Genomic DNA, 22,491 nt, shown 5'->3' with positions numbered 1-22,491 from the left:
ATGATCTTCGCCTCCAACGTCTTCCTGTTTCTCTTCCTGCCGGTATTTCTGCTCTGCTATTACCTGGCCAGGGAGCACTGGCGTTCGTACGTAATCGTGCTTGGCAGCTACCTGTTCTATGCCTGGTGGCGCCCGGACTTCCTCCTGCTGTTCGTCGCCATTTCCTACTGGAACTACTGGTTCGGCCTGCGCATCAAGGCGCGCATGGATGCCGGCGAGAAGAAAATCGCCTTCCGCCTGCTGACCATCGGCGTGGTCGGCAACCTGGCCACCCTGGGTTACTTCAAGTACGCCAACTTCGGCGCCGACGTGCTGGTGGCGATACTGGAGCCGCTGGGCATCAACACCTTCACCCTGGAACACATCATCCTGCCACTGGGTATTTCCTTCTACGTGTTCCAGGCCCTGAGTTACATCGTCGACATCTACCGGCGCAACGCCGAACCCACCGAGCGCTTCGTCGACTTCGCCGCCTACATCGCCATCTTCCCGCAACTGATCGCCGGGCCGATCCTGCGCTACAGCCTGATCGACAAGCAGTTGAAGCAGCGCACCCATTCGCTGGAGCTGTTCTCCCTGGGCGCCTGCCGTTTCATGCTCGGTTTCATCAAGAAGGTGCTGATCGCCGACTCCCTGGCGCCGATGAACGTGCTGTTCATCAGTGGCGGCAGCGCCGGCGAGCTGCAGATGGTCGATGCCTGGTTCGGCCTGCTGATTTCCGCCCTGCAACTGTATTTCGACTTTTCCGGCTACAGCGACATGGCCATCGGCCTGGGCATGATGATGGGTTTTCGCTTCGCCGAGAACTTCAACCAGCCCTACATCGCGCAGAGCATCACCGAGTTCTGGCAACGCTGGCACATGACCCTGGCCGACTTCCTGCGCGACTACGTGTACATGCCGCTGGTGCGCAAGCGCCTGGTGGGCATGCTCACCGGGCTGGTGGTGACCATGCTGCTGTCGGGCCTGTGGCATGGCCCGAGCTTCGCCTTCATCTGCTGGGGGCTGTTCTTCGGGGTCGGCATGGTGATCGAACGCAAGCTGGGCATCGCCACCAAGATCACCACGCCCTATCACTTCTGGCGCAACATGCGCTGCCTGTTGCTGCTGCTGTGCTCCATGCCGCTGTTCTTCACCGGCAATCTGCCGCACAGCCTGCAGGTCTATCAGGCCATGCTCGGTTTCAACGGTTTCGGCTCGCTGCAACCTTACTGGCTCGGCACCTCGGCCATGACCCTGAGCTTTACCCTGCTCGCCGTGCTTTGGCTCGTCGTCGCCGGCACGATCAACCAGCGCTATTACGCCGGCAACAAGCAGCAGCCGTACTTCATGCAACACGTCGACGGCCTCAACACCCTGCTGCTGTGGGCCGTCTTCCTGCTGACGCTGAGCCGTCTGGCAGCCAACTCCTTCTCCCCTTTCCTGTACTTCCAGTTCTGAGGAGCGCGCATGTTTCCCGTGATGAGTTCGGCCAGCAAGATCAACGGCATCCTCTTCATCGTGCTGCTGTGCGGCATGTGTCTGTATTCCCTGCCGCTGGTGTTCGGCTTTGCCAGCCAGCAGAACGCCGGCCAGGCCATGGCGCTGTTCTTCGATGGCAAGCTGGTGCGCAAGTTCGAGCATTACTACGACAAGAGCCTGTTCCTGCGTGACCCATCCATCGAGCTGTGGGCCGATATTCAATATGCGCTGTTCCGCGAAGGCGCCAGTGGCGTGGTGCTGGGTCGTGACGGCTGGCTGTTCACCAATCAAGAGTACCTGCTGCCCGGTGATCTGGAAGAGAACCTGGACAAGCAACTGACGCTGATCGACAAGGCCCGCGAACAACTGGCGGCCAAGGGCACACGACTGATCCTGTTGCCCATTCCGATGAAGCTGGACACCTACGCCGAGCATTCACGCCTGGCACCCAGCGCGCAGCTCAGCGGTTTGTACGAGGACTTTCGCGCACGCCTGAGCGAGCGCGGCATCGCCTCGGCGGATCTGCGTGGTGCCTACAACGAGGCAGCCGCCGCCCTGCCCCTGTTCCTGCGCAACGATACCCACTGGACACCACAGGGCGCCGACCTGGCCGCACGCACACTGGCCCGGCAGTTCCCCGAGCTGGCCGGCACTACGGCTTACGTCACCCAGACGGTGGGCGAGAAACAGGTGCCCGGGGATCTGCTCAACTACCTCAAGTTCGACCCTCGCTTCGCCCCCAGCTACTTCGCGCCAGTGCACATCGCCCTGCACGAAACCCTCAAAGGCTCGCCCAAGGACATCGGCGACAGCCTGTTCGCCGACGAGGCGGTATCCCTGGCCGTGGTCGGCACCAGCTATACGCGCATCGATGACTGGAATTTCACCGGCTTTCTCAAGCAGGCGCTGCAGCGTGATCTGATCAGCGTGGCCCTGGAAGCACGCGGCCCGTTCGAGGCCATGAACGCCTTTCTCGCCAGCCCGGCAGCCGCCAGCGGCGACGTGCACACCGTCGTCTGGGAATTCCCCCTGCGCACCCTGCTCGCGCAACGCCAACTCCCCTCCCCCATCGCCCAACAATAGAAGAGGTGCTTCATGCCCATCTCCCCGCTTCGCGCCCTGTTCATGCTGCTGATCATCGGCTGCACCGCTGCCCAGGCGGCCCAGGACGGCAATGCCGACCTCTATGACCCGGTGGCACCGGCCAACTCGGCTTTCGTCCGGGTGCTGAACCTGAGCGAGCGCAACATCGAAGTCGGCTTGAGCGGCAAGAACAAGCCCCAGCTCGTCAACAGCGGGCAATTCGGTGGCTATCGTTTCGTCGCACCGGGCAAGCAGATCATCAGCGCCGACGGGCAGACCCTGGAGAGCGAGCTCAAGGCCAACACGGCCAGCACCGTGATCTACCGCGACGGCAAGTTGCTGCTGCTGACCGACAAGTTCGTCGACGAACCGCGCAAGGCGCAGATCGCCTTCTACAACTTCACCGACAAGCCCGCCGCGCTGAAGACCGTCGATGGCCAACATGTGGTGGTCGACACCCTGCAACGCGACCAGACCGGCAGCCGCATGGTCAACGAGCTGAAGATCGCCTTCGCCGCCTACGCCGACAACGACAAGCTGGCCAGCTTCGACGAACTGTTCCTGAAAAAGGGCCGTTCCTACAGCTATGCCCTGCTGCCGGCAGGCAATGGCTACCGCGCCATCACCCTGGCCAACAGCATCGACGCCACCGAATGAATTCCGACCAGCAGGCCCTACGAGTAAGCGGACGATGATCCCGACGAAGATGAAACACTACCTTTCCCTGGCCATCGGCAGCCTGCTGGTGGGCGGCATGCAGGCCAGCTTCGCCGCGGCGCCGGCGAGCCAGGCCGATGACTGCGCGGATCTGCAATGCCTGATCTGCCCGCAACTGAGTGCACCCGAGGAATACGCCCAGGGCAACATGAAGGCGCTCAAGCAGCTCGTGCCGGGCCGTGACCACTGGCTGTTCCGTTCCGAAGTGGATCTGACCAACGACTTCGGCATTCCGGCCGCCATGCAGCCGGAGTTCGCCCGCCTGATGCGCGCCTTCGCCAGCCATGGCACCCAGGTGGTGATGGCGGTACAACCGACCCGTGGCCTGATGCATCGCGCCCAGCTTCTGCCGGGGCAAGCGCACGGTTTCGATTACGCCCGCGCCAGCGGCAACCTGCGCAACTTCCTGCAGCAGATGCGCGACGCAGGCGCCATAGTGCCGGACATCATGGGCCTGGTGCAGCAGCCCCCCAAGGACTTCTTCTTCCGCCGCGACCACCACTGGACCCCGGTGGGCGCCGAGGCCATCGCCAGGGTCACCGCCGACACCATCCGTCAACAGCCGGTCTACGCCCAGCTCGCACACAAGGGCTACAAGACCGAGCAGAACATGACCCTGTTCAAGGACGGCACCCTCAACCTCGGCCTCAACGCGATCTGCGGCAACCGCTACGGCAATCAATTCGTACCGGGCTACCAGACCGTCCCGGAAAGCAACGACGCCGCCCTGCTGTTCGAGGAACAGCCCGAGCCCGAGATCGTCCTGGTCGGTACCAGTAACTCCGCCGCCCGTGAAGACGAAACCAAGCAGTTCAACTTCGACGGCTTCCTCAAGCAATACCTGAGCAGCGACCTGGTCAACTACGCCCTGCCCGGCGCCGGCCAGGATGGCTCGTTGCTGCAATACCTGCTGTCCGACAACTATGCGCCGGACAAGGCGCCCAAGCTGATCATCTGGGAACTGCCGGCCAACTACCGCCTCGATGGCGACATCACCTACCGGCAACTGGTGCCAGCGGTCAACGGCGGCTGCAAGGCCAGCCCCAGCGAACTCGAGGCACGCGTCGAGCGTCCTGGCCTGCAACTCAACGATCGCATCGAACTGCTCAGCAATGCCGGGGCACAACGCAAGGATCTCAAAGGTCGCGACGGCGTACTGGACATCCGCATCAGTGACCCCAACCTGAAGAACTTCTACATCATCACCTATTACGACAACGGCACCCGCGACAAGGTGTGGTTCCGCCGCGAGGCCATCGTCAACAGCGGGCAGTACTACCTGGAGCTGAGCCGCGCCGCCGAATTCCGCGACGCCAACCTGCTGTCCGTCTTCCTCGAACCGACCCAGATCATCGAGCAACCCCTGCAGATCGAGACCAAGCTATGCCTGTGACCCCCTCGATCAGGTGGCTGGCCACCGTCCTGCTGCTCGGCCCCCTGAGTGCCAACGCCACGCAATCGATCTGGGTCAGCCAGGCCACGCCGGCATCCGCACTGGTGGACGACTACCGCCACCAGCGCTGCCCGAAAACGCCACCGCCGGCCTACACCGGCCACCTGCAGCTCGACAGCAAGTACGACCAGAGCGACAGCAGCAAGTCACGCCTGACGGCCAAGCAGAGCAAGGACACCCAGCGTGTTCGCCAGCAGGTGCAGTACTACATCAGTGGCCTGATCAAGGCCGGTGAAGTGTTCCAGCGCGCGAAGAAGGCCGAAGAAGCCAACGTCGCTCTGGGTTGTCTGAGCCAATGGCTCGACGCCTGGGGCAGCCAATCGGCCCTGCTCAGCGACGATGCCAGCAAGACCGGCGTGGCCGCACGCAAATGGGCGTTGGCCGCCATCGCCACCACCCTGCTCAAGGTGCGCGCCCTTAGCGACCAGCGCTACCAGTTGAGCAGCGTGCAGCAGCGTTGGCTCGGCCAGCTCTCGGCCAAGGTGATGGCCGAATACGAGCCGCGTCGCCACGACCCCGGCATCTACTTCAACAACCATGACTACTGGGCGGCCTGGGCCGTGGCGGCCAGCGCCATGCTGCGCAACGACGACCGCGCCCTGGCCTGGGCCGATGTCGCCCTGCGCCGCGCCATCGGCCAGATCACCGCCGGCCAGGGCGATTACGCCTACCTGCCACTGGAAGTCGCCCGTGGCCGCCTGGCCGCCGACTATACGCACTACGCCATGGTGCCACTGACCTTGCTGGTGGAAACGGCAGAAACCAATGGCCGGCCGCTCACCGCAGAGGAGCGCAGCAAGTTCGCCGCCCTGGCCAACTTCGCCGCGCGCGCCGTGCTGGAACCCAAGGCCCTGCCCGAGCTGACCCAGCGCCAGGCCGAAGTCGGCACGCACAAGATGGTCTGGCTGCTGCCGTTTCTCAACCGCTATCCGCAGCATGCATGGGCCAGACGCCTCTACCAGGCATATGGCCAAGACATCAATGGCTACAGCCAGGTGGGTGGTGATCTCAAACCACTCTACCCTCGCCTCAACTGACACAGGACGCCGCCATGCCCCAGGCACTGCCCCTCTCCCGCGCACTGCTCCTGCTGAGCTGCATGACCTGCCCACTGCTCGCCCAGGCAGCTCCGGCTGCCCTGCGCACCCTCGATCCCCAGTGGCAGGAGCAACAGCAGCAACTCCCACGCCGGCAGATTCTCCAGCACAGCCAACCGCCAGCCATGCATCTGTCAGTGCCCAACCAGCGTGGCAGCGCCCACCTGGAGCCCATGTACTCGGCCCAGGCCGGTAGCTGGCCGTTCGAGCCCTTCGTGCACAACGGCCTGTTCCGCGCGGTTGCCAGCTACCAGGCGCAACATCCACGGGCCGTGGTTATTCGTGGCGGTGCCATCACCCTGGCGCAACTGCAAGCGCAACTGAACGACCCCAAGGTGTTGCGTCGCCACCAGGACGGTTATCTGCTCAGCTACCCGCTGATGATTGGCGAAGACGCCGCCCTGCTGATCGATGACCAGGTGCTCTATCTGTTCGGCCCCTCCGGCACAGCGCTGATCAACCAGGGCCTGCTGCAGGTACGCAACTCACGCCTGGAAAGCTGGAGCGACGGTCGCGCACTCAGCACCGATCGCCCCACCCGCCCCTTCATCATGAACTGGGCCGGCAGTCGCCTGCGCCTGGACAACGCCCATCTGGTGAAGATCGGCTACAACGCCAACTTCTCCCGTGGCATCAGCAGTGGCCTGAGCACCCAGCAAGCGCCCAGCCAGCCACCTGCGCGCATCCTCATCAGCAACAGCCAGTTCGACAACATGTCCAGCGCCCTGGAACTGCGCCACAGCGACGCGCTGATCCGTGACAACCGCTTCAACCAGCTACAGCAATACGCCATCGACATCAGCAACAGTCGCTTCCTCATCGCCGACAACCGCATCGACGGGGTCAAGCACAACAGCGGCATCCGTATCGGCGGCAGCAGCAGCGGGCGCATTCGCGACAACCTGATCCTGCACACCGGCAAGAGCGCCATCGAAGTCAACGAACAAAGCGGCGCCCTGCTGATCCGCGGCAATCTCATGGGCGCCTCCCAGGGCTACGGCATGATGCTGCGCCAGATTAAGGACGGCAGCCAACTGCTGATCGAAGACAACCTGATCGCCAACAGCCGCCTGAGCGCCATCGATGCTGGCGAGATCAATGGCGCCTGGATTCTTGGCAATCGCATCAGCTCCACCCCCGAATACGCCATCAGCCTGCGCAACGACCAGCCGGCCGCCGGCGAGCTGGTGATCAGCGGCAACACCCTGGAAAACATCGGCAAGGCCATGATCCGCGTGGAAGGCATGCAGAATACCGTGCTCGGCGACAACCAGTTCCGCGCCAACCCGCTGCTGCAAAACCTGCTGATCGGCGACCTGCTGCCGCTGCAGAGCCAGATCCTCGACAGCACAGTGCGCCGTCATTGCCACATGCTGATCACGCAAAGCCCAAACAGCGCCAGCACCGGGCAGCCCTGCAGTAACTGAGAGGATGAGGTGGACAGCGGCGGGCTGTGAGCGGGCGAGCAAGCATGGGGAGATCGAGTTCAACCTCTGCCCATCGCTTTTTCTTGTGAGCTGCGCATCGCAGTGCCGAGTTTTTTCAGCCTCTTGGATGCACCTCGCAGCATGAAGTACAGGATCACCGGTACACCGAAGGTCAGCAATAGACCATCTGGCCAGCGATGAGGGTCACCATGGATAAGACCTGTGCCGATGACAGCGATGATCAGACAGAACCGCGCAATGATCGAGAGCTGCTTGATAAAAGGGATACAACCGGCCAGTGAAAAGCAGCCTGCTGCGACAAAGAAAGGCACACTCCCGGTCATCACCGGTACGACAGTCAGGCTAACGGGCATGGCCAGCCCCGAGAGCACGGCCCAGAAAACCTTCAACCCAGCAAGCCAAGTATTCATCAGGGCTGCGTTAGGTTTTTTTCTTACACAGCACTGCCAAAGTGGTGACACCACTGATGCACGCCAAGCCGAGGAAAACCGCAGACAAGGTCAACAGATAGTCAAGGTCATCGGTTCCTCTACCGCCCCCTGTCACCGCACCTGCCACGCCTCCCATCCATAACAGCGCCGAAAGCAAAGCCAGAACGCCAAAAAGCAACATACAAATGATCATGAATGCTTTCATTGGTTTTTCTTCCATGACATTGAATGCGACATTCAATAATCGTCCGCACGGCCAGTAGGCTTCCAGTTGATATCCTTGTCGGCGTGGTAGCCTTGGATAGGGTGTGGAGGAAGCGGGTGATCTTTAGCCAAGTTAGGGAAACGAGCATCGGGATCAGCCTTCAGCTTTCTATATACATTTCTGTAGTCTTCAGCAAGAATTACATCAACTTTGTACTCGAACAGACCATTTCGAAAGGCATCCTCAATTACCATGGCGGCTTTGGGATCTCCCAAAGCCGCTGCTCGCTGATAGTAGTGCATAGCAACAGGATAATTTGCATCAATATTCTTGTTGTAGCTAGCTAGCTTATAATTGGCATCAGCGAAATCCTGCATGGCCGCGCACCTCAAGTAATCTAGCCCTGTCGCATCTTGATGTTTATCATATATATATGTATCCAATTCGAGTTTGCGCATGCGGGCTTCCTAGGTCTGCGGCCTTTAGCAGAAAAAGCATAGCGTCCCTGTCAGACTGCACCACCCCCACGCCCCGCTGTACCATAACACTCATATCGTAGTAGCCAAGCGGCACATTCAAATCGACCATTCTCTGATAGAGATCAATGGCTTTATTTGTGTCCTTGGATACGCCCTTACCACGCAAATAAAGCTCTGCAAGATTATGCATGGCCTTCCAATGATCTTTGTCAACAGCTTGTTGATACAGATGGGCTACTTTCACCCAATCTGGCAAGCGTTCCTTGCTTATCTTTCTGGCTTGTTGAAACCAGCCATCAGCCTCTTTATCAAATTGTGGCGCCGTATCCTTTTCGTGTACGCACTTGAACTCGTAAGCCACGGCTGGCGCCATCGCACAGAAAAAACTGAGAGTGACCGCCTTAATAATCGTCCGCACGGCCAGTAGGCTTCCAGTTGATATCCTTGTCGGCATGGTAGCCCTGGACAGGGTGTGGAGGAAGTGGATGGTCTTTGGCTAAGTTAGGAAAACGAGCATCGGGATTATCGTCTATTTGGTCATATATTTTTTCGTAGGCGCTGGCGATTTCCTCGTTTCGCTCATAACCGAACCGCCCCTCTCTGAATACTCTCTCGATGTTCATTGCACCTTTTGATTCCCCCAAAGCCGCTGCATTCTGATAATAGTGCATTGCTACAGGATAGTTGACGTCAATGCCTTCATAATAGGTAGCAAGCTTGTAATTTGCATCAGCAAAGCCTTGTTTGGCCGCACACTTCAAGTAATCCAATCCAGTGGGATCTTGATTTTTATCATATATATATATGTAGCCAATTCGAGTCTGGGCGTGGGGGCTGCCCATGTCGGCCGCTTTTATCAGGAAAAGCATAGCCTCCTTGTCAGACTGCACCACCCCAACACCGCGCTGTACCATAACACTCATGTCGTAATAGCCAAGTGGCACATTCAATTCGACCATGCGCTGATAAAGATCAATGGCCTTGTTAGTGTCCTTGTGCACCCCCTTACCGCGCAGATAAAGCTCTGCAAGATTATGCATGGCTTTCCAATGCTCTTTATCAACAGCTCGCTGATAAAGCTGGGCGACTTTCGCCCAGTCTGGCAAGCGCTCCTTGCTTATATTTCTGGCCTGCTGAAACCAGCCGTCAGCCTCTTTATCAAGCTGTGGGGCCGTATCCTTTTCGTGCACACACTTAAATTCGTAAGCCATCCCCTGTGATCCTAAAAAAATTAGCGTGATAGTAAGTAGCGCTTTAATCCACAGCTGTCGCATAAGGTGTCACCACATCCCAGAATCTGACGATATTACCCACCAAAGGACGATTTTTCTTTTGAAATTCCCAGTTTTTACTTATCACGTCATTCCAAATATTGAAATCAGCCTTAACATTCTTGATGCCGCTCTTATTTGCTGTTACCGAAACACTCGAATGCATCTCCCACAACCGCTCCCGCCACAATCTGGTGGTCTTTGGACTGGGCATGGCGATATTCAGTTCGGAGTCACTAAGCAGGCTGCGGGCGTTGATATTGGCTGAGCCCAGGGTGAAGAACAGGTCGTCCACCAGCAGCAGTTTGCTGTGCACGTAGATGGCCTTGTATTTCGCCGTACCTTGCTCGGGGCCGAGGGTTTCGGTGATCTGCTGCTCGGTCTGGCGTTCGCCTTGGGTTTTCGCGACGGGTGAGGCGGAGTTGCCGCCGTCACAACTGACCAAGGTGGCTACGATGACCTTCATGCCTTCGGGGGGCAGCATTTCCGGTTCCAGCTCGCGAGCGACAGCCTTGTTGTAGTGGGCGTTGGGGTCGTCCGCGATCAGTTCATCGGCACGCGCCTCGTCGATGTTCTGTTGGCGCATCTTGCTGCGTACCTGTTGCAATTCGCGATCACGCTCAGGTGATGCGGGGCGTGCGCTGAGTTCGCGTTCCCGATAGGCCAACTGGCGCTGATCGTAGAGATTGTCGCGGTGGGCCAATGGCATCAGCTCGGCCTGGCCCAGGCTCTCCATCATGTCGTAGGAGGTGCTGGAAAAGTGACCACTTTCCGGGTTGTTGGTCACCACGAACAGATGCAGATCATGCAAGGCCCCTGCAGCCTTACGTGCTGCAGCGGTGTTCTTGAGGCGCTCGGCCAGGGGCTTGTAGCGGAAGTACTGGTTTTCCATGTAGGCGTACTGGTGCACGTTACCCAGCGCCTTCTCATAAACTTCAAGGATGGCCTCTTCCGGCCCTTCCTTCGGATGAGTACGACATATCTGCGCTGGCTCGCCGCCGTTCTGGATATAGCTGAGCGGCGTGGTCGTGCGCCGTTGGCTGGCCAACGACCCCTGGAAGATTCGTCTGATCCAGCTGGTGCCACTGTCCCAGGCATTGCAGAAGTTGTGGTTGAGGTCGAACAGCACCGGACCTTTGACATGCAGGGACAAGTCCTGCCAAGGGCCGAAACCGATATCACGGTTGGCGGCCTTGTCGTCATACAGGTGAGCGGTGGTATCCCAGTAGTTGCGGTGCAGGTTGTGCCCCATCACGAAGCCCTCGGCCAACTCGGGGTGCTGGTAGTCAGTGACCAAGGTCTTCTGGTGGTGGCTGGGGAACAGGCTGAGCAACAGTATCTGCAACCCCGTCAGTTCGGTGCCTTGAAAAAGATCCTTCCGCAGTAGCCTACCCAGGATCAGAATGCGCCCCCGATGAAGCCTGAAACCAACATCGTCGTGATAGGTCAGGCTGCCGACGAGATCAAAGTCCCTAGTCCTGAATTCGATATTGCGTACCTGGCCGCTGTGTACCCAGCGAAACCAGTTGCGGGTGTAGACCTGGGCATCTGGATCATGTGCGGTTCCGCCTGAGTCGCTGCCCTTGGTATAGCCGCTGTCCAGGGCATCCAGCTTGCCTTGAATGCTGTTGAGCCGATCCCGGCTGGCGCGTCTCTTAACCTCTTCGTTCGGCCCCAGCTCTGCCAACTTCTGGCGTTCTTCTTCCTGCTCCAGCAACAGTTCCTGGCGCTTGCGTTCACGCGCGGCAGTATCCACTGGCTGGCCTTCGCTCTGACCCGAGCCCAGCCAAGTGCCGCCCTGGCCACTCATACCCTCGCCGATTACGGAGTTTTCCCCGAGCTGGGCGAGCTTGTTGTTCCAGATCAGCACACGCACTTCCACGCCTTGTTCAGCCTTGCGCTTGAGCAGATCGCCCAGGGGCAGTGCGTTCGGATCATCGCGCTTGAGACGCATCGCCGGGTCGAAGCCCCAACTGATGATATCGACGCTGTGCCGAGCCTTTTCGATGCACTCATACACCTTGGCGAAGGCTTCCTCGCCGCAGACGAGCGGCGTCACGACGTTGCCGGCTGGCCGTGGTGGACTCAGCGGGTTCTTGAGGTGGGCGAACCAGTCCAGTGTCACCGTGGCGCTACGGTCGTCCAGAGACAGGCTGAGATTCTGATCGAGGTAGGTCATGTCTAAGTCCTTTTACTCGGTATCCTTGTGCTGTCCCGCCAACAGTCGACGGAAATCGGCAATATCTCGAAGAGGCTCCAGTGAGGCCGCTTGCGCAGGGTAGTCACGATATCCCTGGCGCCCCAGTCGTTCGCTCAGCGAGCGACTCTGAGCATCGGGCTGTTCTTTCACGGCCAGGGTGAAACGATGCCCGTTGACGGTTTCGATCACATAAGCCTGCGTGCCGGGGCGATGCTCGAAGCGCACATAGCCTTGCGCATCGGAGAAACCTTTCTCCAGCAACGCACCGTCGGCGAAAAGCTGATAAGGCTCGTCCGCATAGCCCGGCAAATTAGGCAATGGAGCCAGACGAACCGCTAGCTGGTTAGGGCGTGGCTCAACGGCATTACCAACGGCCTGCTCCAACAAACTCCCCGCCTTGTCACTATCGGCTGCGCCTGGCAGCACAGGGGGCTTGATCTTGAGCCCCGAGCCCTTGCCCGGCGAACCACCGGCATTGAGGCGGGCCAGTGGGCCACTGATGGTGATGCCGCCAGGGTCGAGTTTGATGAAGCTGCCGCCGGCCTTGATGGTCAGTTCGATGCCGGCTTCGATGACCATTTTCTGCCCGGCCTTGAGGTGAATCTCGCGGCCGGCTTTGGTCAGTTGCGCGGTGCCGAGTTTGATGTGCTGGTCGGTGCCTACCGTAAGGTGATCCTGCGGTTTGACTTCCACCTTGCGCTCGGCGGTGACGGTGAGGTGTTCCTCGGCCAGCAGCTCGGTGTAGCTGTTCTTCTCCACGGTGTCGTGGCGCTCGTTGCCGACGCGGATCTTCTGGTCGTGCTCGATGTTTTCGTCCCAGTCGCGCTGGGCGTGCAGGTAGATCTGCTCGGCGCCCTTGCGGTCTTCGATGCGCAGTTCGTTATAGCCGCCACCACCCGGGCTGCTGAGGGTCTTGAACACGCTGCGGGTCTTGTTCGCCGGCAGGTCGTAGGGCACGACGTGTTCGGCGTGGTACAGGCAGCCGGTGACCAGCGGTTGGTCGGGGTCGCCTTCGAGGAAGGTGACCAGTACCTCCATGCCGATACGGGGGATGGTGATGGCGCCGTAGTGATCACCCGCCCAGCTCGAACTGACGCGCAGCCAGCAGCTTGTCTTGTCGTCGGCCTGGCCTTCGCGATCCCAGAAGAACTGCACCTTCACCCGGCCATACTGGTCGCAGTGGATTTCTTCGCCGACAGGGCCGGTGACCACGGCGGTCTGGCTGCCCAGTACCTTGGGTTTGGGGTGTTTCAGCGGTGGGCGGAAGGGCACGTCCCAGGGGGTGGCGAGGAAGCGGTTGCGGTAGCCCTGGGTAAAGTCGGTGTCGCTCTTGTCCCCCTCGGCTTTGGCATCCTGCGTCGCTCTACCTCCTACATCCCTGTAGTCGTCTCCCCAAAGGGGCGAGGGAGCCGTTCGGCGTAGGGCTGAATCACTGGTGATGGACTCTTCCAAGACTTGCGGTTGCTTGCCTTGGTGCTGCACTTCGGTGAGCAGCCACAGGGCGTTCCATTCGCGCTGCGGGTGTTCGGAGATCTCCAGCAGGTGGCCGCTGACCAGGCGCGGTTGGTCGCTCTTGCCTTGCAGTTGCTGGTAGTCGCTGCGGTGGCGTTCCAGGGCACGTTTGGCCAGGTGCTTGCCGCGGGTGCGGTCGGTGTAGCGGCCAGGGTAGTCGTAATCTTCGAGGGCGGGCAGGTGATCGAGCTCGCCGGCCTTATCGCCCTGGTAGGTGGCTTCCAGCAACAGGCGCGGTTGCTCGAAGTCGTAGTCGCGGCGCGTGGTGCGCCGGGTGCGGGTTTCCAGGCGCAAGGCCAGGCGCTTGAGCACCGGGTCGTCGGCGGTCATGCCGCTGTCCTGAACGTAGGGAGTGGGCCGGCCAAGCTTGGCGAAGGCGCTCTGGTCGTCGCCGAACACCAGCACATGGCCGCTTTCGCTGTGGCGGAAGTGGTAGTGGATGCCTTCCTCTTCGCACAGGCGCTGGATGAAGTGCAGGTCGCTCTCGTCGTACTGCACGCAGTAGTCGCGTTCGGGGTAGACGGTGGGGCCGAGCTGGAATTCGTAGCCACCCTGGACGATGCCGTGCTCTTCCAGCACCTGGGCGACGATCTGCGGCACGCTCAGATGCTGGAAGATGCGCTGGTTGATGCGGTATTCGAGCAGCTTGAGCTGCGGCACGAGGCTCAGGCGATAGCGGGTCAGGCGCTTGCCAGACTCGCCCTGCTCGGCGCGGTGGATGATGCCGTGGATGCCGTCGCCATTGGGGCTGAAGGCGAGAAAGGCGCGCTGTTGTAGCAGGGCCTTGAGGTCGAGGTCGGGGCGCTCGCTGATCAGTTCCACGTCGAAGCGGTAGAGCTGGCTGACGGCCTCTCGCCCGCTGAATTCGAGCACCTGCAGGTCGTGCTCGACACCCTCGATGTTCAGGCTGAAATGGGTTTCGTTGGCCGGGTTGAACATGCCGTCATCCTTCCTCCGTGAAGTGAGTGCCCAGCAGACTGCACGCAGCGAGGCGGCAATTCAATGCTGGCGGGGCGATAGCATGATGTGGGTCACGCTATGCGAGCACTCACCATGCGAGCTGCAAGGCGCTGTGGAACTCGCGTACCTGGCCGCTGAGCGGGTCGACGAAGCGCAGGCCACGGGCCAGCAGCTTGAGCGGCCTGGTGTAATCGTCGGGCTGATTGCGGTAGCTGCTGAGCTGCGGATAGAAGTCGTCGCCCTGGATTGGCGCGCCGAGCCCCGCCAGGTGCACGCGCAACTGGTGCTTGCGCCCGGTCACCGGCGACAAGCCGTAGCGCCACCACTGGCCACGGCGCTCCAGCACCTCGATATGCGTCTCGCTATTGGCCTCCCCCGCCACCTCCTGCATGCGGAAGAATGGCTCGCCCTCCACCATGCGCGAGCGGTGCACATGGGGAAATTCGAGCTGCGGCAAGGCCGGGGCGATGGCCTCGTAACGCTTGTGCACCTCACGCTGGCGGAATAACGCCTGGTACGCACCGCGCGTGTTCGGCTGGCAGGAGAACAGCACCAGCCCGGCGGTGAGTCGGTCGATACGATGGATCGGCACCAGATCCGGGTTGCCGGTACGCCTGACCAGGCGCGCCAGCAGGGTTTGCTCGACGTACTCGCCAGCCGGCATCACCGGCAGGAAGTGCGGTTTGTCCACCACCAGCAAGTGTTCGTCCTGCCACAGCACCTGTTCCTCGAAGGGGATAGGCGTTTCCGCTGGCACCTCGCGGAAGTAACGCACCTTGAGGCCAGCGCGGTAGGGATGCGCCGCACCGATGGGCGTGCCATCGGCATCCAGTACCCGTCCGCGTGACATGCGTTCGAGCCAGGTGGCTCGGTCGATGGCCGGGAAGTGCTCGCACAGGCAGTCGAGCACCGTGGCCCAGTCGCCCTGCGGCAGATGGAGGGTGCTGGGACGCATGGCGGAATTGGACATGGAGAACGAACCGAACGCAATCAACCGGCGCATTAGGCCGCAGCCGGCGCGCTGCGTCAAAGCGAACGACTTGAGCCGAGGCCACGCTGTGGCTATGGTGGCGGCTTCCTTCGGAGGCCCCCATGTCCATCACCCGCAGCCTGCTCGCCACCCTCGCCCTGCTCCCCCTCGTGACCGCCTGCCAGGTCTATACCGGCAAGCCCGAAGGCCCGCCCCCAGCCACGCGCCTGCAAGGTGAGGTGCAAGTGCAGAACGGCGCCCTGTTGTTCACCCCCTGCCAGGAACAACGCCACTTCAGCCTCAGCGGTAGCGGCATCGAGCGCGAGGCCATAAACCTGCTGGCCGACGGCCATGGCAGCCTGTTCGCCGATCTGGCCGGAGAGCTGGGCGGCAGTCAGGGCCAGGGCAGCGATGGCCGCTTCGAGGTCAGCCGGGTGTATCGCCTGCAGGCCGAAGGCCATGGCTGCGACGACCTCAACTTCAAGCGCCTGGTGCTACGTGCCAGCGGCAACGAGCCGGCCTGGCAGGTGGAAGTCGGCAGCAAGGGTCTGGTGCTCAATCGCTCGAATCAGCCCCCCCTGGCCCTGCCCTATCTGGAAGAACAACTGCCGGACGAGCGCATCAGCTTCAGCAGCGAGGCCAATGGTCAGCGCCTGGAGCTGTGGGTCGCGCCGCAGCGTTGCGTCGACGCCATGAGCGGCACGCTCAATCACCTCAGTGCCGAGCTGCGTCTCGACGGCCAGGTGCTGCGCGGCTGCGCCCATTTCGGTGGCATGCGCAACTGAACAGGGATTGACAGCGCAGATTGCCGACACGCGCTCGGTTTTCGCGCAGGGCCTCCTTCCACCACCTAAGCTGAAAGAGCCAATGATGGAAGGAGACCGCCATGTTACGCATAGCCCTGAACGGATACGGGCGCATCGGTCGCGCCCTGGTGCGCGCCCTGGTGCAACGAGATCTGCAGCAACGCATCCGCCTGCTCGCGATCAACGACCTCGGCAATTACACCACCCTCACCCATCTGACCCGCTTCGACTCCACCTTCGGCCGCTTCCCCGGCCAGGTCGATCTGCACGGCGATCAGTTGCACCTCGGTGGCCAAGCGATCCACCTGCTCAGCGAGCGAGAAGCCGTCAATCTGCCCTGGCGTGATCTGGGGGTGGATCTGGTGCTGGAATGCTCGGGCAAGTTCAAGCAGCGCGAGCAGGTCGAGCAGCACCTGACCGCCGGCGCGCAGCGCGTGCTGCTTTCGCACCCGCTGGAAAGCGCCGACCTGACCGTGGTGTACGGCGTCAACCATGACCTGCTGAAGACCCAGCAGATCGTCTCCAATGCCTCCTGCACCACCAACTGCCTGGCACCGCTGGCCAAGGTGCTGCATGAGGCGGTGGGCATCCGTCAGGGCCTGGTCAACACCGTGCACGCTTACACCAACGACCAGAACCTGCTGGACAAGGCCCATGACGACCTCTACCGCGCCCGCGCCGCCGCGCTGTCGATGATTCCCACCAGCACTGGCGCGGCAAAAACCATCGGCCTGGTGCTGCCGGAGCTGGCCGGCCGTCTCGACGGCCTGTCGGTACGCGTGCCGACGCCCAACGTGTCATTGCTCGACCTGACCTTCAGCGCCGAGCGCCCAGCCAGTCGCAACGCCATCAACGCTGCTCTGCAAGCCGGCGCCCTGGGCCTGTTGCCGGGGGTGATGGAATGCAACGAGCTGCCGCTGGTGTCCAGCGACTTCAACGCCCACCCGGTGTCCTGCGTGGTCGACCTCAACCACACCCGCGTGCAGGAGGATCTGGTCAAGGTGCTGGCCTGGTACGACAACGAATGGGCCTTCGCCAACCGCATGCTCGATGTGCTGCTGCACTGGCATCATCTGACCCGTCAGTAGCCCGCATGCAATCCAGGGCAGCTATGCCCGGTACCTCGGATTGCATCCGGGCTACGTCGATCGATCCATGCCCTGCAGGCGACGACCGCAAGGCGGCGATCCTGTACAATCGCCGCCCTTCTTGATCTTGCCGGATCACCACCGGCCCAGCGGGATATTCGCCATGATTCGCCTGACCGAACTGAAACTGCCCCTCGACCATCCCGAGGAGGCCCTGCGCCCGGCCATCGTCCAGCGTCTGGGCCTCGAGGACGCCGAGCTGATCGCCTTCAGCGTGTTCAAGCGCAGCTACGATGCGCGCAAGAAGTACGGCGACATGCCGTTCATCTACACCCTCGATTGCGAAGTGAAAGACGAAGCGGCGCTGCTGGCGCGCCTGGCAGACGACAAGCACGTCGGCCCAGCGCCGGACATCCGCTACAAGCCGGTGGGCAAGGCCACGGCACCGCTGGACGAGCGCCCCATCGTGGTCGGCTTCGGCCCCTGTGGCATCTTCGCCGCGCTGATCCTGGCCCAGGCCGGCCTGCGCCCCATCGTGCTGGAGCGCGGCAAGGAAGTGCGCCAGCGCACCAAGGACACCTGGGGCCTGTGGCGCAAGAACGTGCTCGACCCCACCTCCAACGTGCAGTTCGGCGAAGGTGGCGCCGGCACCTTCTCCGACGGCAAGCTGTACAGCCAGATCAAGGATCCCAACCATTACGGGCGCAAGGTGCTGGAAGAGTTCGTCAAGGCCGGCGCGCCAGACGAGATTCTCTATGTCAGCAAGCCACACATCGGCACCTTCCGCCTGACCGGCGTGGTCGCCACCATGCGCGAGGAGATCAAGACCCTCGGCGGTGAAGTACGCTTCCAGCAGCGCGTCAGCGACCTGCTCATGGAAGACGGCCAACTTACCGGCGTGGTGCTGGAAAGCGGCGAGCAGCTCAACAGCCGCCACGTGATCCTCGCCCTCGGCCACAGCTCGCGCGATACCTTCCGCATGCTGCATGCCCGTGACGTGTACCTGGAGGCCAAGCCCTTCTCGGTGGGCTTTCGCATCGAGCACCCGCAGTCGCTGATCGACCGCGCGCGCCTGGGCAAGTATGCCGGCCACCCGAAACTCGGCGCCGCCGACTACAAGCTGGTGCACCACGCCAGCAACGGTCGCTCGGTCTACAGCTTCTGCATGTGCCCGGGCGGCACCGTGGTCGCTGCCACCTCCGAGCCGGAGCGCGTGGTCACCAATGGCATGAGCCAGTATTCGCGCAACGAGCGCAACGCCAACGCCGGCATCGTCGTCGGCATCACCCCCGAGCAGGACTATCCCGGCGGCCCGTTGGCCGGTGTGGAGCTGCAGGAGCGCTTGGAATCGCACGCCTACGTGCTCGGCGGACGCAACTACGAAGCGCCGGGACAACTGGTCGGCGACTTCATCAAGGGCACGCCGTCCACCGCACTGGGCGAAGTGCAGCCATCCTACAAACCAGGGGTGAAACTGGGCGACCTGGCGCCGTCGCTGCCGGACTTCGCCATCGAAGCCATCCGCGAGGCGATCCCGGCCTTCGCCAAGCAGATCAAGGGCTTCGATCTGGCTGATGCGGTGCTCACTGGTATCGAGACGCGCACCTCCTCGCCGGTACGCATCACACGTGGCGACGACCTGCAGAGCCTGAACCTCAAGGGCCTGTACCCAGCCGGTGAAGGCGCGGGCTATGCCGGCGGCATTCTCTCTGCAGGCGTCGATGGCATTCGCGTGGCCGAGGCAGTGATCAAGGACATGCTCGCTCGCTAGCTCCAGGCTCCTGCTGGCGCTGATGGATTGACCATCCCCAGGCCCTATCGCGGATATACGGCATCGAGCTGCGAACCGTGGCGGAAACGTAGTGGCAACAGCGCTGCCGGCAACGCCAGAACCAGTACACCCACGCCGACCACCAGCACGCTGCGCAGCGGCATGCTGGTGAAGCAATTGGCCCAGTACAGCGTCCACAGCGCCAGGCAGATGCAGCAGCCGATCAGGCCGCTGCGTCGACTGCGGCAACTCATCAGCCAGATCGCATTGGCCAGCGCCAGAATGACAAATACATAGAGCGAATGATGCAGCTACAGGCCGTAGCTGATATCACGACGGATGCTGCCAACTATCTGCCGATAAGCACCGAAAGCACTGTTGTAGAGCGCCAGTGCCAGCAATGGCTGCAGCACAGCCAGTAAGGTAATCGCAGCCAGACGCTTGATCATCATGCGTTCGCTGCGACTACACCCTCACTGCTCCCAGGGGCGCCCACGCGTCCGCTCGTTCAGCGGCAGCTTCTGCTGCAATGCAGCCTTGGCCAGCATGTGTGCACTGACCGGCGCGGTGATGAACAGGAACAGGGTGATCAACAGCTCGTGCAGGCTGATGCCATTGCCGCGCGTGCCGAAGTAGATCAGCGAAGCGATGACCATGCCGCCCACGCCCATGGTGGTGGCCTTGGTCGGGCCATGCAGGCGCATGAAGAAATCCGGCAGACGATACAGGCCGATGGCGCCCACCAGGGCGAACAGGCTGCCGACTAGCAGAAACAGGGCGACCAGGCCTTCGATCCAAGTTTGCATACAGCAATCTCCGTAGAACGATTCAACGATCTCGCGAGCTAGCGCCATGCAAGGCAAAAACAGGTGAGGAAGCGGAGTGTACTTTTGTACATGAGCATTCCGAGCCTGTTTTTAACGCAGCAGGGCCGACGCGCAGCAGATCGTTCTTATTCGATGATGTCGCCGCGCAGCAGATACTTGGCGACTGCAACGGTACCGATGAAGCCCATCACCGCGATCAGCAGCGCCGCCTCGAAATACAGATCCGAGCCCAGCCAGATGCCGAACAATACCAGCAGGGCGATGGCGTTGATGTACAGGGTATCGAGCGCCAGGATGCGGTCGGGCATGTCCGGGCCCTTGATCAGCCGGGCCAGGGTCAGCACCAGTGCCAGGCCCATGATGGCCAGGCAGATCGGGATCACGTACGCGAGCATGCGAATACCTCCAGCAGCGGGGCTTCGTAACGGGTCTGGATGGTGCGCACCAGCTCTGCCTCGTCATCCACGTTGAGGCTGTGGATCAGCAGCGTGCGCTTGTCATCGCTGAGGTCGGCCGAGACGGTGCCCGGCGTCAGCGACACGATGCTGGCGAGCATGGTCAGCGCCAACTCGTCGTCCAGTTGTACCGGAACCTCGACGAAAGCCGGGCGCAGGCGACTGGTCGGGCCGAGGATGAGTTTGGCCACTTCCAGATTGGCCACCACGATGTCGCCCAGCACACGCAGCAGGAACAGGCACAGCTTGAGCGGCTTGCGGATCTGCGGCGGGTTGATCCAGAACACCTGGCTGACCAGGGGGATCAGCCAGCCGAGGAATGCCCCCAGCAACCATTGGCCAAAACTGAAATCGTTCACCAACAACAGCCAGACGCCGAGCAGGCACAGGCTCAGCAGCGGATGTGGCAACCAGCGACGTGCGCTCATGCGCCACCTCCGCTGTGCAGGATCATGTGGTAACTCTCCAGGTCATGCAGCTGCGCCACCGTGGCGGCCAGATAATCCAGTGCCGGCGCGGCACAGGCCACCAGCAGCGAGCTCATCAGCAGCAGGCCGATAGCCGCGAGCAGGCGGCCAGTATCGAGTTCGGCACTGTCCAGTTGGCTCAGGCCGACGCGCCAGAACAGCGTGCTGCCGGCGCGGCTGAGGCTGATCAGGGTCACCAGGCCACCAATCAGTACCACTGGCCACAGCAGCGCGGCCTCCCAACCCGTCCCGACTGCCTTGAGCAGCAGCACCTTGCCGAAGAAACCGGACAGTGGCGGCAACCCGGCCACGGCAATGGCGCCGGCGAAGAACAGCGCGCCGAGAATATGCGGGTTCTGCAGCGCCGGCCCCTGGATCAGTTGGCCCACCTTGATGCCGCGCTGGCGGCTGATCAGGTCGGCGATGAGGAACAGCGCCCCCGCCACCCAGGTGCTGTGAATCAGGTAGAACAGCGCGGCCTGCAGCGCCTCGGGCGTACCCAGTGCCATGCCGGCGAGCAAGGTACCCACCGACAGCACCACCAGATAGGCAAGCATGCCTTGCAGGGTGACCGAGGCGAAGGCACCGATGGCACCCAGCGCCAGGGTCAGCAGGGCCAGCGGCCACAGCCACTCCTGCACCATGTGCGAGAGGTTGCCGGCTTCGTCGCCGAACACCAGGGTGTAGACCCGCAGGATCGAATACAGGCCGACCTTGGTCATGATGGCGAACAGCGCCGCCACCGGCGCGGTGGCCGCGGCATAGGCGCGCGGCAGCCAGAAGTACAGCGGCAGGAACGCCGCCTTGAGGCCGAACACCACCAGCAACAACATGGCCGCGGCAGCGATCAGCGGTGCATGATCGGCACCGGCGGCAGCGACGCGTACCGACATGTCGGCCATGTTCAGCGTGCCGGTAACGCCATACAGCGTGCCCACGGCAATCAGGAAGAAGGCCGAGCCGACCAGGTTGAGCACCACATAGTGCAGACCCGCCCGCACCCGATCCTTGCCACCGCCATGCAGCAGCAGCGAGTAGGAGGCGATCAGCAGGATCTCGAAGAAGACGAACAGGTTGAACAGGTCGCCGGTGAGAAAGGCACCGTTGATACCCAGCAACTGGAACTGGAACAGGGCGTGGAAGTTGCGCCCGCGCTCGTCGTCGCCACGCATGGCATAGAGCACGGCGAACAACGCCAACACCGAGGTCACGACCAGCATCAGCGCGCTGAGACGGTCGAGCACCAGCACGATGCCGAACGGCGGCTGCCAGTTGCCCAGGGCATAGACCTGAATCACGCCCTGGTCGGCCTGTAGCAGCAGCCACAGGCTCAGCGGTACGAGCAAGGCCGTGGCAGCGACGGAAACGAGCCGCTTGAACGGCATGTCGCGGCGCGCGGCTACCAGTAGCAGGCTGCCTGCCAACATGGGCAGGAGCAGAGGAAGGATCAACGCATGGTTCATCGATGCTGCTCCCGGCCATCGACGTGGTCGGTGCTCAGCTCACCGACGCTGCGCAGTGCCAGCACCACGACGAAGGCGGTCATGGCGAAGCCGATGACGATGGCGGTCAGCACCAGCGCCTGCGGCAGCGGGTCGACGTAGCGCGAGCCAAGCCCGATCACAGTGGAAGCGCCGGTCTGCAGGCGCCCCATGGCGAAGAGGAACAGGTTGACCGCATAGGAAATCAGGGTCAGGCCCATCACCACCGGGAAGGTGCGGGCTCGCAGTAGCAGATACACGCCGCTCGAGGTCAGAATGCCAAGCGCGACGGCAAATAGCGCCTCCATG

General features: G+C 61.8%; 24 protein-coding genes. 9 read left to right on the top strand and 15 right to left on the bottom strand.

Annotated elements, in window-relative coordinates:
- Genes OU800_RS06975 through OU800_RS06950 form a run of 6 tightly spaced genes read left to right on the top strand, consistent with a single transcriptional unit; the run spans position 1 to position 7,238 of the window.
- Complete coding sequence (locus OU800_RS06975; protein ID WP_268182309.1) at positions 1-1,440, top strand: MBOAT family O-acyltransferase; 1,440 nt, start codon at positions 1-3, stop codon at positions 1,438-1,440.
- 9 nt (positions 1,441-1,449) lie between these two features.
- Complete coding sequence (locus OU800_RS06970; protein WP_268182306.1) at positions 1,450-2,544, top strand: alginate O-acetyltransferase; 1,095 nt, start codon at positions 1,450-1,452, stop codon at positions 2,542-2,544.
- A 12-nt stretch (positions 2,545-2,556) separates the two neighbouring features.
- Positions 2,557-3,201, top strand: coding sequence for an alginate O-acetyltransferase AlgF (locus OU800_RS06965; RefSeq protein ID WP_268182303.1), 645 nt, complete (start codon positions 2,557-2,559; stop codon positions 3,199-3,201).
- A gap of 49 nt (positions 3,202-3,250) precedes the next feature.
- On the top strand, positions 3,251-4,654 hold the full coding sequence (locus OU800_RS06960) for an alginate O-acetyltransferase AlgX-related protein (protein WP_268182300.1): 1,404 nt from the start codon (positions 3,251-3,253) through the stop codon (positions 4,652-4,654).
- Entirely contained in the window at positions 4,645-5,751 is a 1,107-nt protein-coding gene (locus OU800_RS06955; RefSeq protein ID WP_268182298.1) for a polysaccharide lyase, read from the top strand. The genes OU800_RS06960 and OU800_RS06955 overlap by 10 nt, the downstream gene beginning before the upstream one ends.
- 14 nt (positions 5,752-5,765) lie before the next feature.
- Complete coding sequence (locus tag OU800_RS06950) at positions 5,766-7,238, top strand: right-handed parallel beta-helix repeat-containing protein (protein ID WP_268182297.1); 1,473 nt, start codon at positions 5,766-5,768, stop codon at positions 7,236-7,238.
- A gap of 59 nt (positions 7,239-7,297) precedes the next feature.
- Here OU800_RS06950 and OU800_RS06945 read toward each other — a convergent pair whose 3' ends face one another.
- The 8 genes from OU800_RS06945 to OU800_RS06910 all read right to left on the bottom strand — a co-directional run bounded on the left by OU800_RS06945 (position 7,298) and on the right by OU800_RS06910 (position 15,287).
- Positions 7,298-7,669 carry a hypothetical protein gene (locus tag OU800_RS06945; protein WP_268182295.1) on the bottom strand — a complete coding sequence of 124 codons (372 nt, stop codon included), beginning with the start codon at positions 7,667-7,669 and terminating at the stop codon, positions 7,298-7,300.
- A gap of 10 nt (positions 7,670-7,679) precedes the next feature.
- Positions 7,680-7,895 (bottom strand): hypothetical protein, encoded by a 216-nt coding sequence (locus OU800_RS06940; RefSeq protein ID WP_268182293.1) that lies wholly within the window; start codon positions 7,893-7,895, stop codon positions 7,680-7,682.
- Positions 7,896-7,927: 32 nt separating this feature from the next.
- Positions 7,928-8,353, bottom strand: a complete 426-nt coding sequence (locus OU800_RS06935; RefSeq protein ID WP_268182292.1) for a hypothetical protein — start codon at positions 8,351-8,353, stop codon at positions 7,928-7,930.
- Positions 8,319-8,735: a tetratricopeptide repeat protein gene (locus OU800_RS06930; protein WP_268182290.1), complete on the bottom strand. Its 417-nt coding sequence runs from the start codon at positions 8,733-8,735 to the stop codon at positions 8,319-8,321. The genes OU800_RS06935 and OU800_RS06930 overlap by 35 nt, the downstream gene beginning before the upstream one ends.
- A 40-nt stretch (positions 8,736-8,775) precedes the next feature.
- Positions 8,776-9,585 (bottom strand): tetratricopeptide repeat protein, encoded by an 810-nt coding sequence (locus tag OU800_RS06925; protein WP_268182288.1) that lies wholly within the window; start codon positions 9,583-9,585, stop codon positions 8,776-8,778.
- 43 nt (positions 9,586-9,628) lie between these two features.
- Positions 9,629-11,824 (bottom strand): phospholipase D-like domain-containing protein, encoded by a 2,196-nt coding sequence (locus OU800_RS06920; RefSeq protein ID WP_268184458.1) that lies wholly within the window; start codon positions 11,822-11,824, stop codon positions 9,629-9,631.
- Between the two features lie 12 nt (positions 11,825-11,836).
- The gene (gene tssI, locus OU800_RS06915) at positions 11,837-14,296 is read right to left on the bottom strand and encodes a type VI secretion system Vgr family protein (protein WP_268182286.1); all 2,460 of its coding nucleotides are present in this window, start codon (positions 14,294-14,296) and stop codon (positions 11,837-11,839) included.
- Positions 14,297-14,405: 109 nt separating this feature from the next.
- Positions 14,406-15,287, bottom strand: a complete 882-nt coding sequence (locus tag OU800_RS06910; RefSeq protein ID WP_268182284.1) for an RluA family pseudouridine synthase — start codon at positions 15,285-15,287, stop codon at positions 14,406-14,408.
- 122 nt (positions 15,288-15,409) lie between these two features.
- On the opposite strand from OU800_RS06910, the gene OU800_RS06905 reads away from it, so the two are divergent.
- The 3 genes from OU800_RS06905 to OU800_RS06895 all read left to right on the top strand — a co-directional run bounded on the left by OU800_RS06905 (position 15,410) and on the right by OU800_RS06895 (position 18,952).
- Positions 15,410-16,072 (top strand): COG3650 family protein, encoded by a 663-nt coding sequence (locus OU800_RS06905; protein ID WP_268182283.1) that lies wholly within the window; start codon positions 15,410-15,412, stop codon positions 16,070-16,072.
- A 101-nt stretch (positions 16,073-16,173) separates the two neighbouring features.
- Entirely contained in the window at positions 16,174-17,181 is a 1,008-nt protein-coding gene (gap, locus tag OU800_RS06900; protein WP_268182281.1) for a type I glyceraldehyde-3-phosphate dehydrogenase, read from the top strand.
- Between the two features lie 163 nt (positions 17,182-17,344).
- A complete protein-coding gene (locus OU800_RS06895) occupies positions 17,345-18,952 on the top strand; it encodes an NAD(P)/FAD-dependent oxidoreductase (RefSeq protein WP_268182280.1) in 1,608 nt (535 codons plus the stop codon).
- A gap of 44 nt (positions 18,953-18,996) precedes the next feature.
- On the opposite strand, the gene OU800_RS06890 is transcribed toward OU800_RS06895, so the two are convergent.
- From OU800_RS06890 to OU800_RS06860, 7 genes are all read right to left on the bottom strand, one after another.
- Entirely contained in the window at positions 18,997-19,206 is a 210-nt protein-coding gene (locus OU800_RS06890; protein ID WP_268182279.1) for a hypothetical protein, read from the bottom strand.
- Positions 19,207-19,263: 57 nt separating this feature from the next.
- Positions 19,264-19,404 carry a hypothetical protein gene (locus OU800_RS06885; protein WP_268182277.1) on the bottom strand — a complete coding sequence of 47 codons (141 nt, stop codon included), beginning with the start codon at positions 19,402-19,404 and terminating at the stop codon, positions 19,264-19,266.
- Between the two features lie 21 nt (positions 19,405-19,425).
- Positions 19,426-19,758 carry a Na+/H+ antiporter subunit G gene (locus OU800_RS06880; protein ID WP_268182275.1) on the bottom strand — a complete coding sequence of 111 codons (333 nt, stop codon included), beginning with the start codon at positions 19,756-19,758 and terminating at the stop codon, positions 19,426-19,428.
- Positions 19,759-19,904: 146 nt separating this feature from the next.
- Entirely contained in the window at positions 19,905-20,174 is a 270-nt protein-coding gene (locus OU800_RS06875) for a K+/H+ antiporter subunit F (RefSeq protein WP_037049014.1), read from the bottom strand.
- Positions 20,159-20,662, bottom strand: coding sequence for a Na+/H+ antiporter subunit E (locus tag OU800_RS06870; protein WP_268182270.1), 504 nt, complete (start codon positions 20,660-20,662; stop codon positions 20,159-20,161). The genes OU800_RS06875 and OU800_RS06870 overlap by 16 nt, the downstream gene beginning before the upstream one ends.
- The gene (locus tag OU800_RS06865; RefSeq protein ID WP_268182268.1) at positions 20,659-22,164 is read right to left on the bottom strand and encodes a monovalent cation/H+ antiporter subunit D; all 1,506 of its coding nucleotides are present in this window, start codon (positions 22,162-22,164) and stop codon (positions 20,659-20,661) included. The genes OU800_RS06870 and OU800_RS06865 overlap by 4 nt, the downstream gene beginning before the upstream one ends.
- Positions 22,161-22,490: a Na+/H+ antiporter subunit C gene (locus tag OU800_RS06860; RefSeq protein ID WP_268182265.1), complete on the bottom strand. Its 330-nt coding sequence runs from the start codon at positions 22,488-22,490 to the stop codon at positions 22,161-22,163. The genes OU800_RS06865 and OU800_RS06860 overlap by 4 nt, the downstream gene beginning before the upstream one ends.
- Position 22,491: the final 1 nt, after the last annotated feature.

The organism is Pseudomonas sp. GOM7 (assembly GCF_026723825.1).
Lineage (GTDB): Bacteria > Pseudomonadota > Gammaproteobacteria > Pseudomonadales > Pseudomonadaceae > Aquipseudomonas.
Note: the sequence above shows the minus strand (reverse complement) of the source record. Positions and strands in the feature narration are given on the sequence as shown.

Bases quoted from the DNA above. Each gene is read 5' to 3' on its own strand.
- OU800_RS06920 (WP_268184458.1), bottom strand. From the start codon at position 11,824: ATGACCTACCTCGATCAGAATCTCAGCCTGTCTCTGGACGACCGTAGC.
- OU800_RS06860 (WP_268182265.1), bottom strand. From the start codon at position 22,490: ATGGAGGCGCTATTTGCCGTCGCGCTTGGCATTCTGACCTCGAGCGGC.
- OU800_RS06960 (WP_268182300.1), top strand. From the start codon at position 3,251: ATGAAACACTACCTTTCCCTGGCCATCGGCAGCCTGCTGGTGGGCGGC.
- OU800_RS06925 (WP_268182288.1), bottom strand. From the start codon at position 9,585: ATGGCTTACGAATTTAAGTGTGTGCACGAAAAGGATACGGCCCCACAG.
- OU800_RS06875 (WP_037049014.1), bottom strand. From the start codon at position 20,174: ATGCTCGCGTACGTGATCCCGATCTGCCTGGCCATCATGGGCCTGGCA.
- OU800_RS06935 (WP_268182292.1), bottom strand. From the start codon at position 8,353: ATGCGCAAACTCGAATTGGATACATATATATATGATAAACATCAAGAT.
- OU800_RS06895 (WP_268182280.1), top strand. From the start codon at position 17,345: ATGATTCGCCTGACCGAACTGAAACTGCCCCTCGACCATCCCGAGGAG.
- OU800_RS06870 (WP_268182270.1), bottom strand. From the start codon at position 20,662: ATGAGCGCACGTCGCTGGTTGCCACATCCGCTGCTGAGCCTGTGCCTG.
- tssI (WP_268182286.1), bottom strand. From the start codon at position 14,296: ATGTTCAACCCGGCCAACGAAACCCATTTCAGCCTGAACATCGAGGGT.
- OU800_RS06910 (WP_268182284.1), bottom strand. From the start codon at position 15,287: ATGTCCAATTCCGCCATGCGTCCCAGCACCCTCCATCTGCCGCAGGGC.
- OU800_RS06950 (WP_268182297.1), top strand. From the start codon at position 5,766: ATGCCCCAGGCACTGCCCCTCTCCCGCGCACTGCTCCTGCTGAGCTGC.
- OU800_RS06945 (WP_268182295.1), bottom strand. From the start codon at position 7,669: ATGAATACTTGGCTTGCTGGGTTGAAGGTTTTCTGGGCCGTGCTCTCG.
- OU800_RS06880 (WP_268182275.1), bottom strand. From the start codon at position 19,758: ATGCAAACTTGGATCGAAGGCCTGGTCGCCCTGTTTCTGCTAGTCGGC.
- OU800_RS06955 (WP_268182298.1), top strand. From the start codon at position 4,645: ATGCCTGTGACCCCCTCGATCAGGTGGCTGGCCACCGTCCTGCTGCTC.
- OU800_RS06865 (WP_268182268.1), bottom strand. From the start codon at position 22,164: ATGAACCATGCGTTGATCCTTCCTCTGCTCCTGCCCATGTTGGCAGGC.
- gap (WP_268182281.1), top strand. From the start codon at position 16,174: ATGTTACGCATAGCCCTGAACGGATACGGGCGCATCGGTCGCGCCCTG.
- OU800_RS06905 (WP_268182283.1), top strand. From the start codon at position 15,410: ATGTCCATCACCCGCAGCCTGCTCGCCACCCTCGCCCTGCTCCCCCTC.
- OU800_RS06890 (WP_268182279.1), bottom strand. From the start codon at position 19,206: ATGAGTTGCCGCAGTCGACGCAGCGGCCTGATCGGCTGCTGCATCTGC.
- OU800_RS06975 (WP_268182309.1), top strand. From the start codon at position 1: ATGATCTTCGCCTCCAACGTCTTCCTGTTTCTCTTCCTGCCGGTATTT.
- OU800_RS06885 (WP_268182277.1), bottom strand. From the start codon at position 19,404: ATGATGATCAAGCGTCTGGCTGCGATTACCTTACTGGCTGTGCTGCAG.
- OU800_RS06970 (WP_268182306.1), top strand. From the start codon at position 1,450: ATGTTTCCCGTGATGAGTTCGGCCAGCAAGATCAACGGCATCCTCTTC.
- OU800_RS06940 (WP_268182293.1), bottom strand. From the start codon at position 7,895: ATGAAAGCATTCATGATCATTTGTATGTTGCTTTTTGGCGTTCTGGCT.
- OU800_RS06965 (WP_268182303.1), top strand. From the start codon at position 2,557: ATGCCCATCTCCCCGCTTCGCGCCCTGTTCATGCTGCTGATCATCGGC.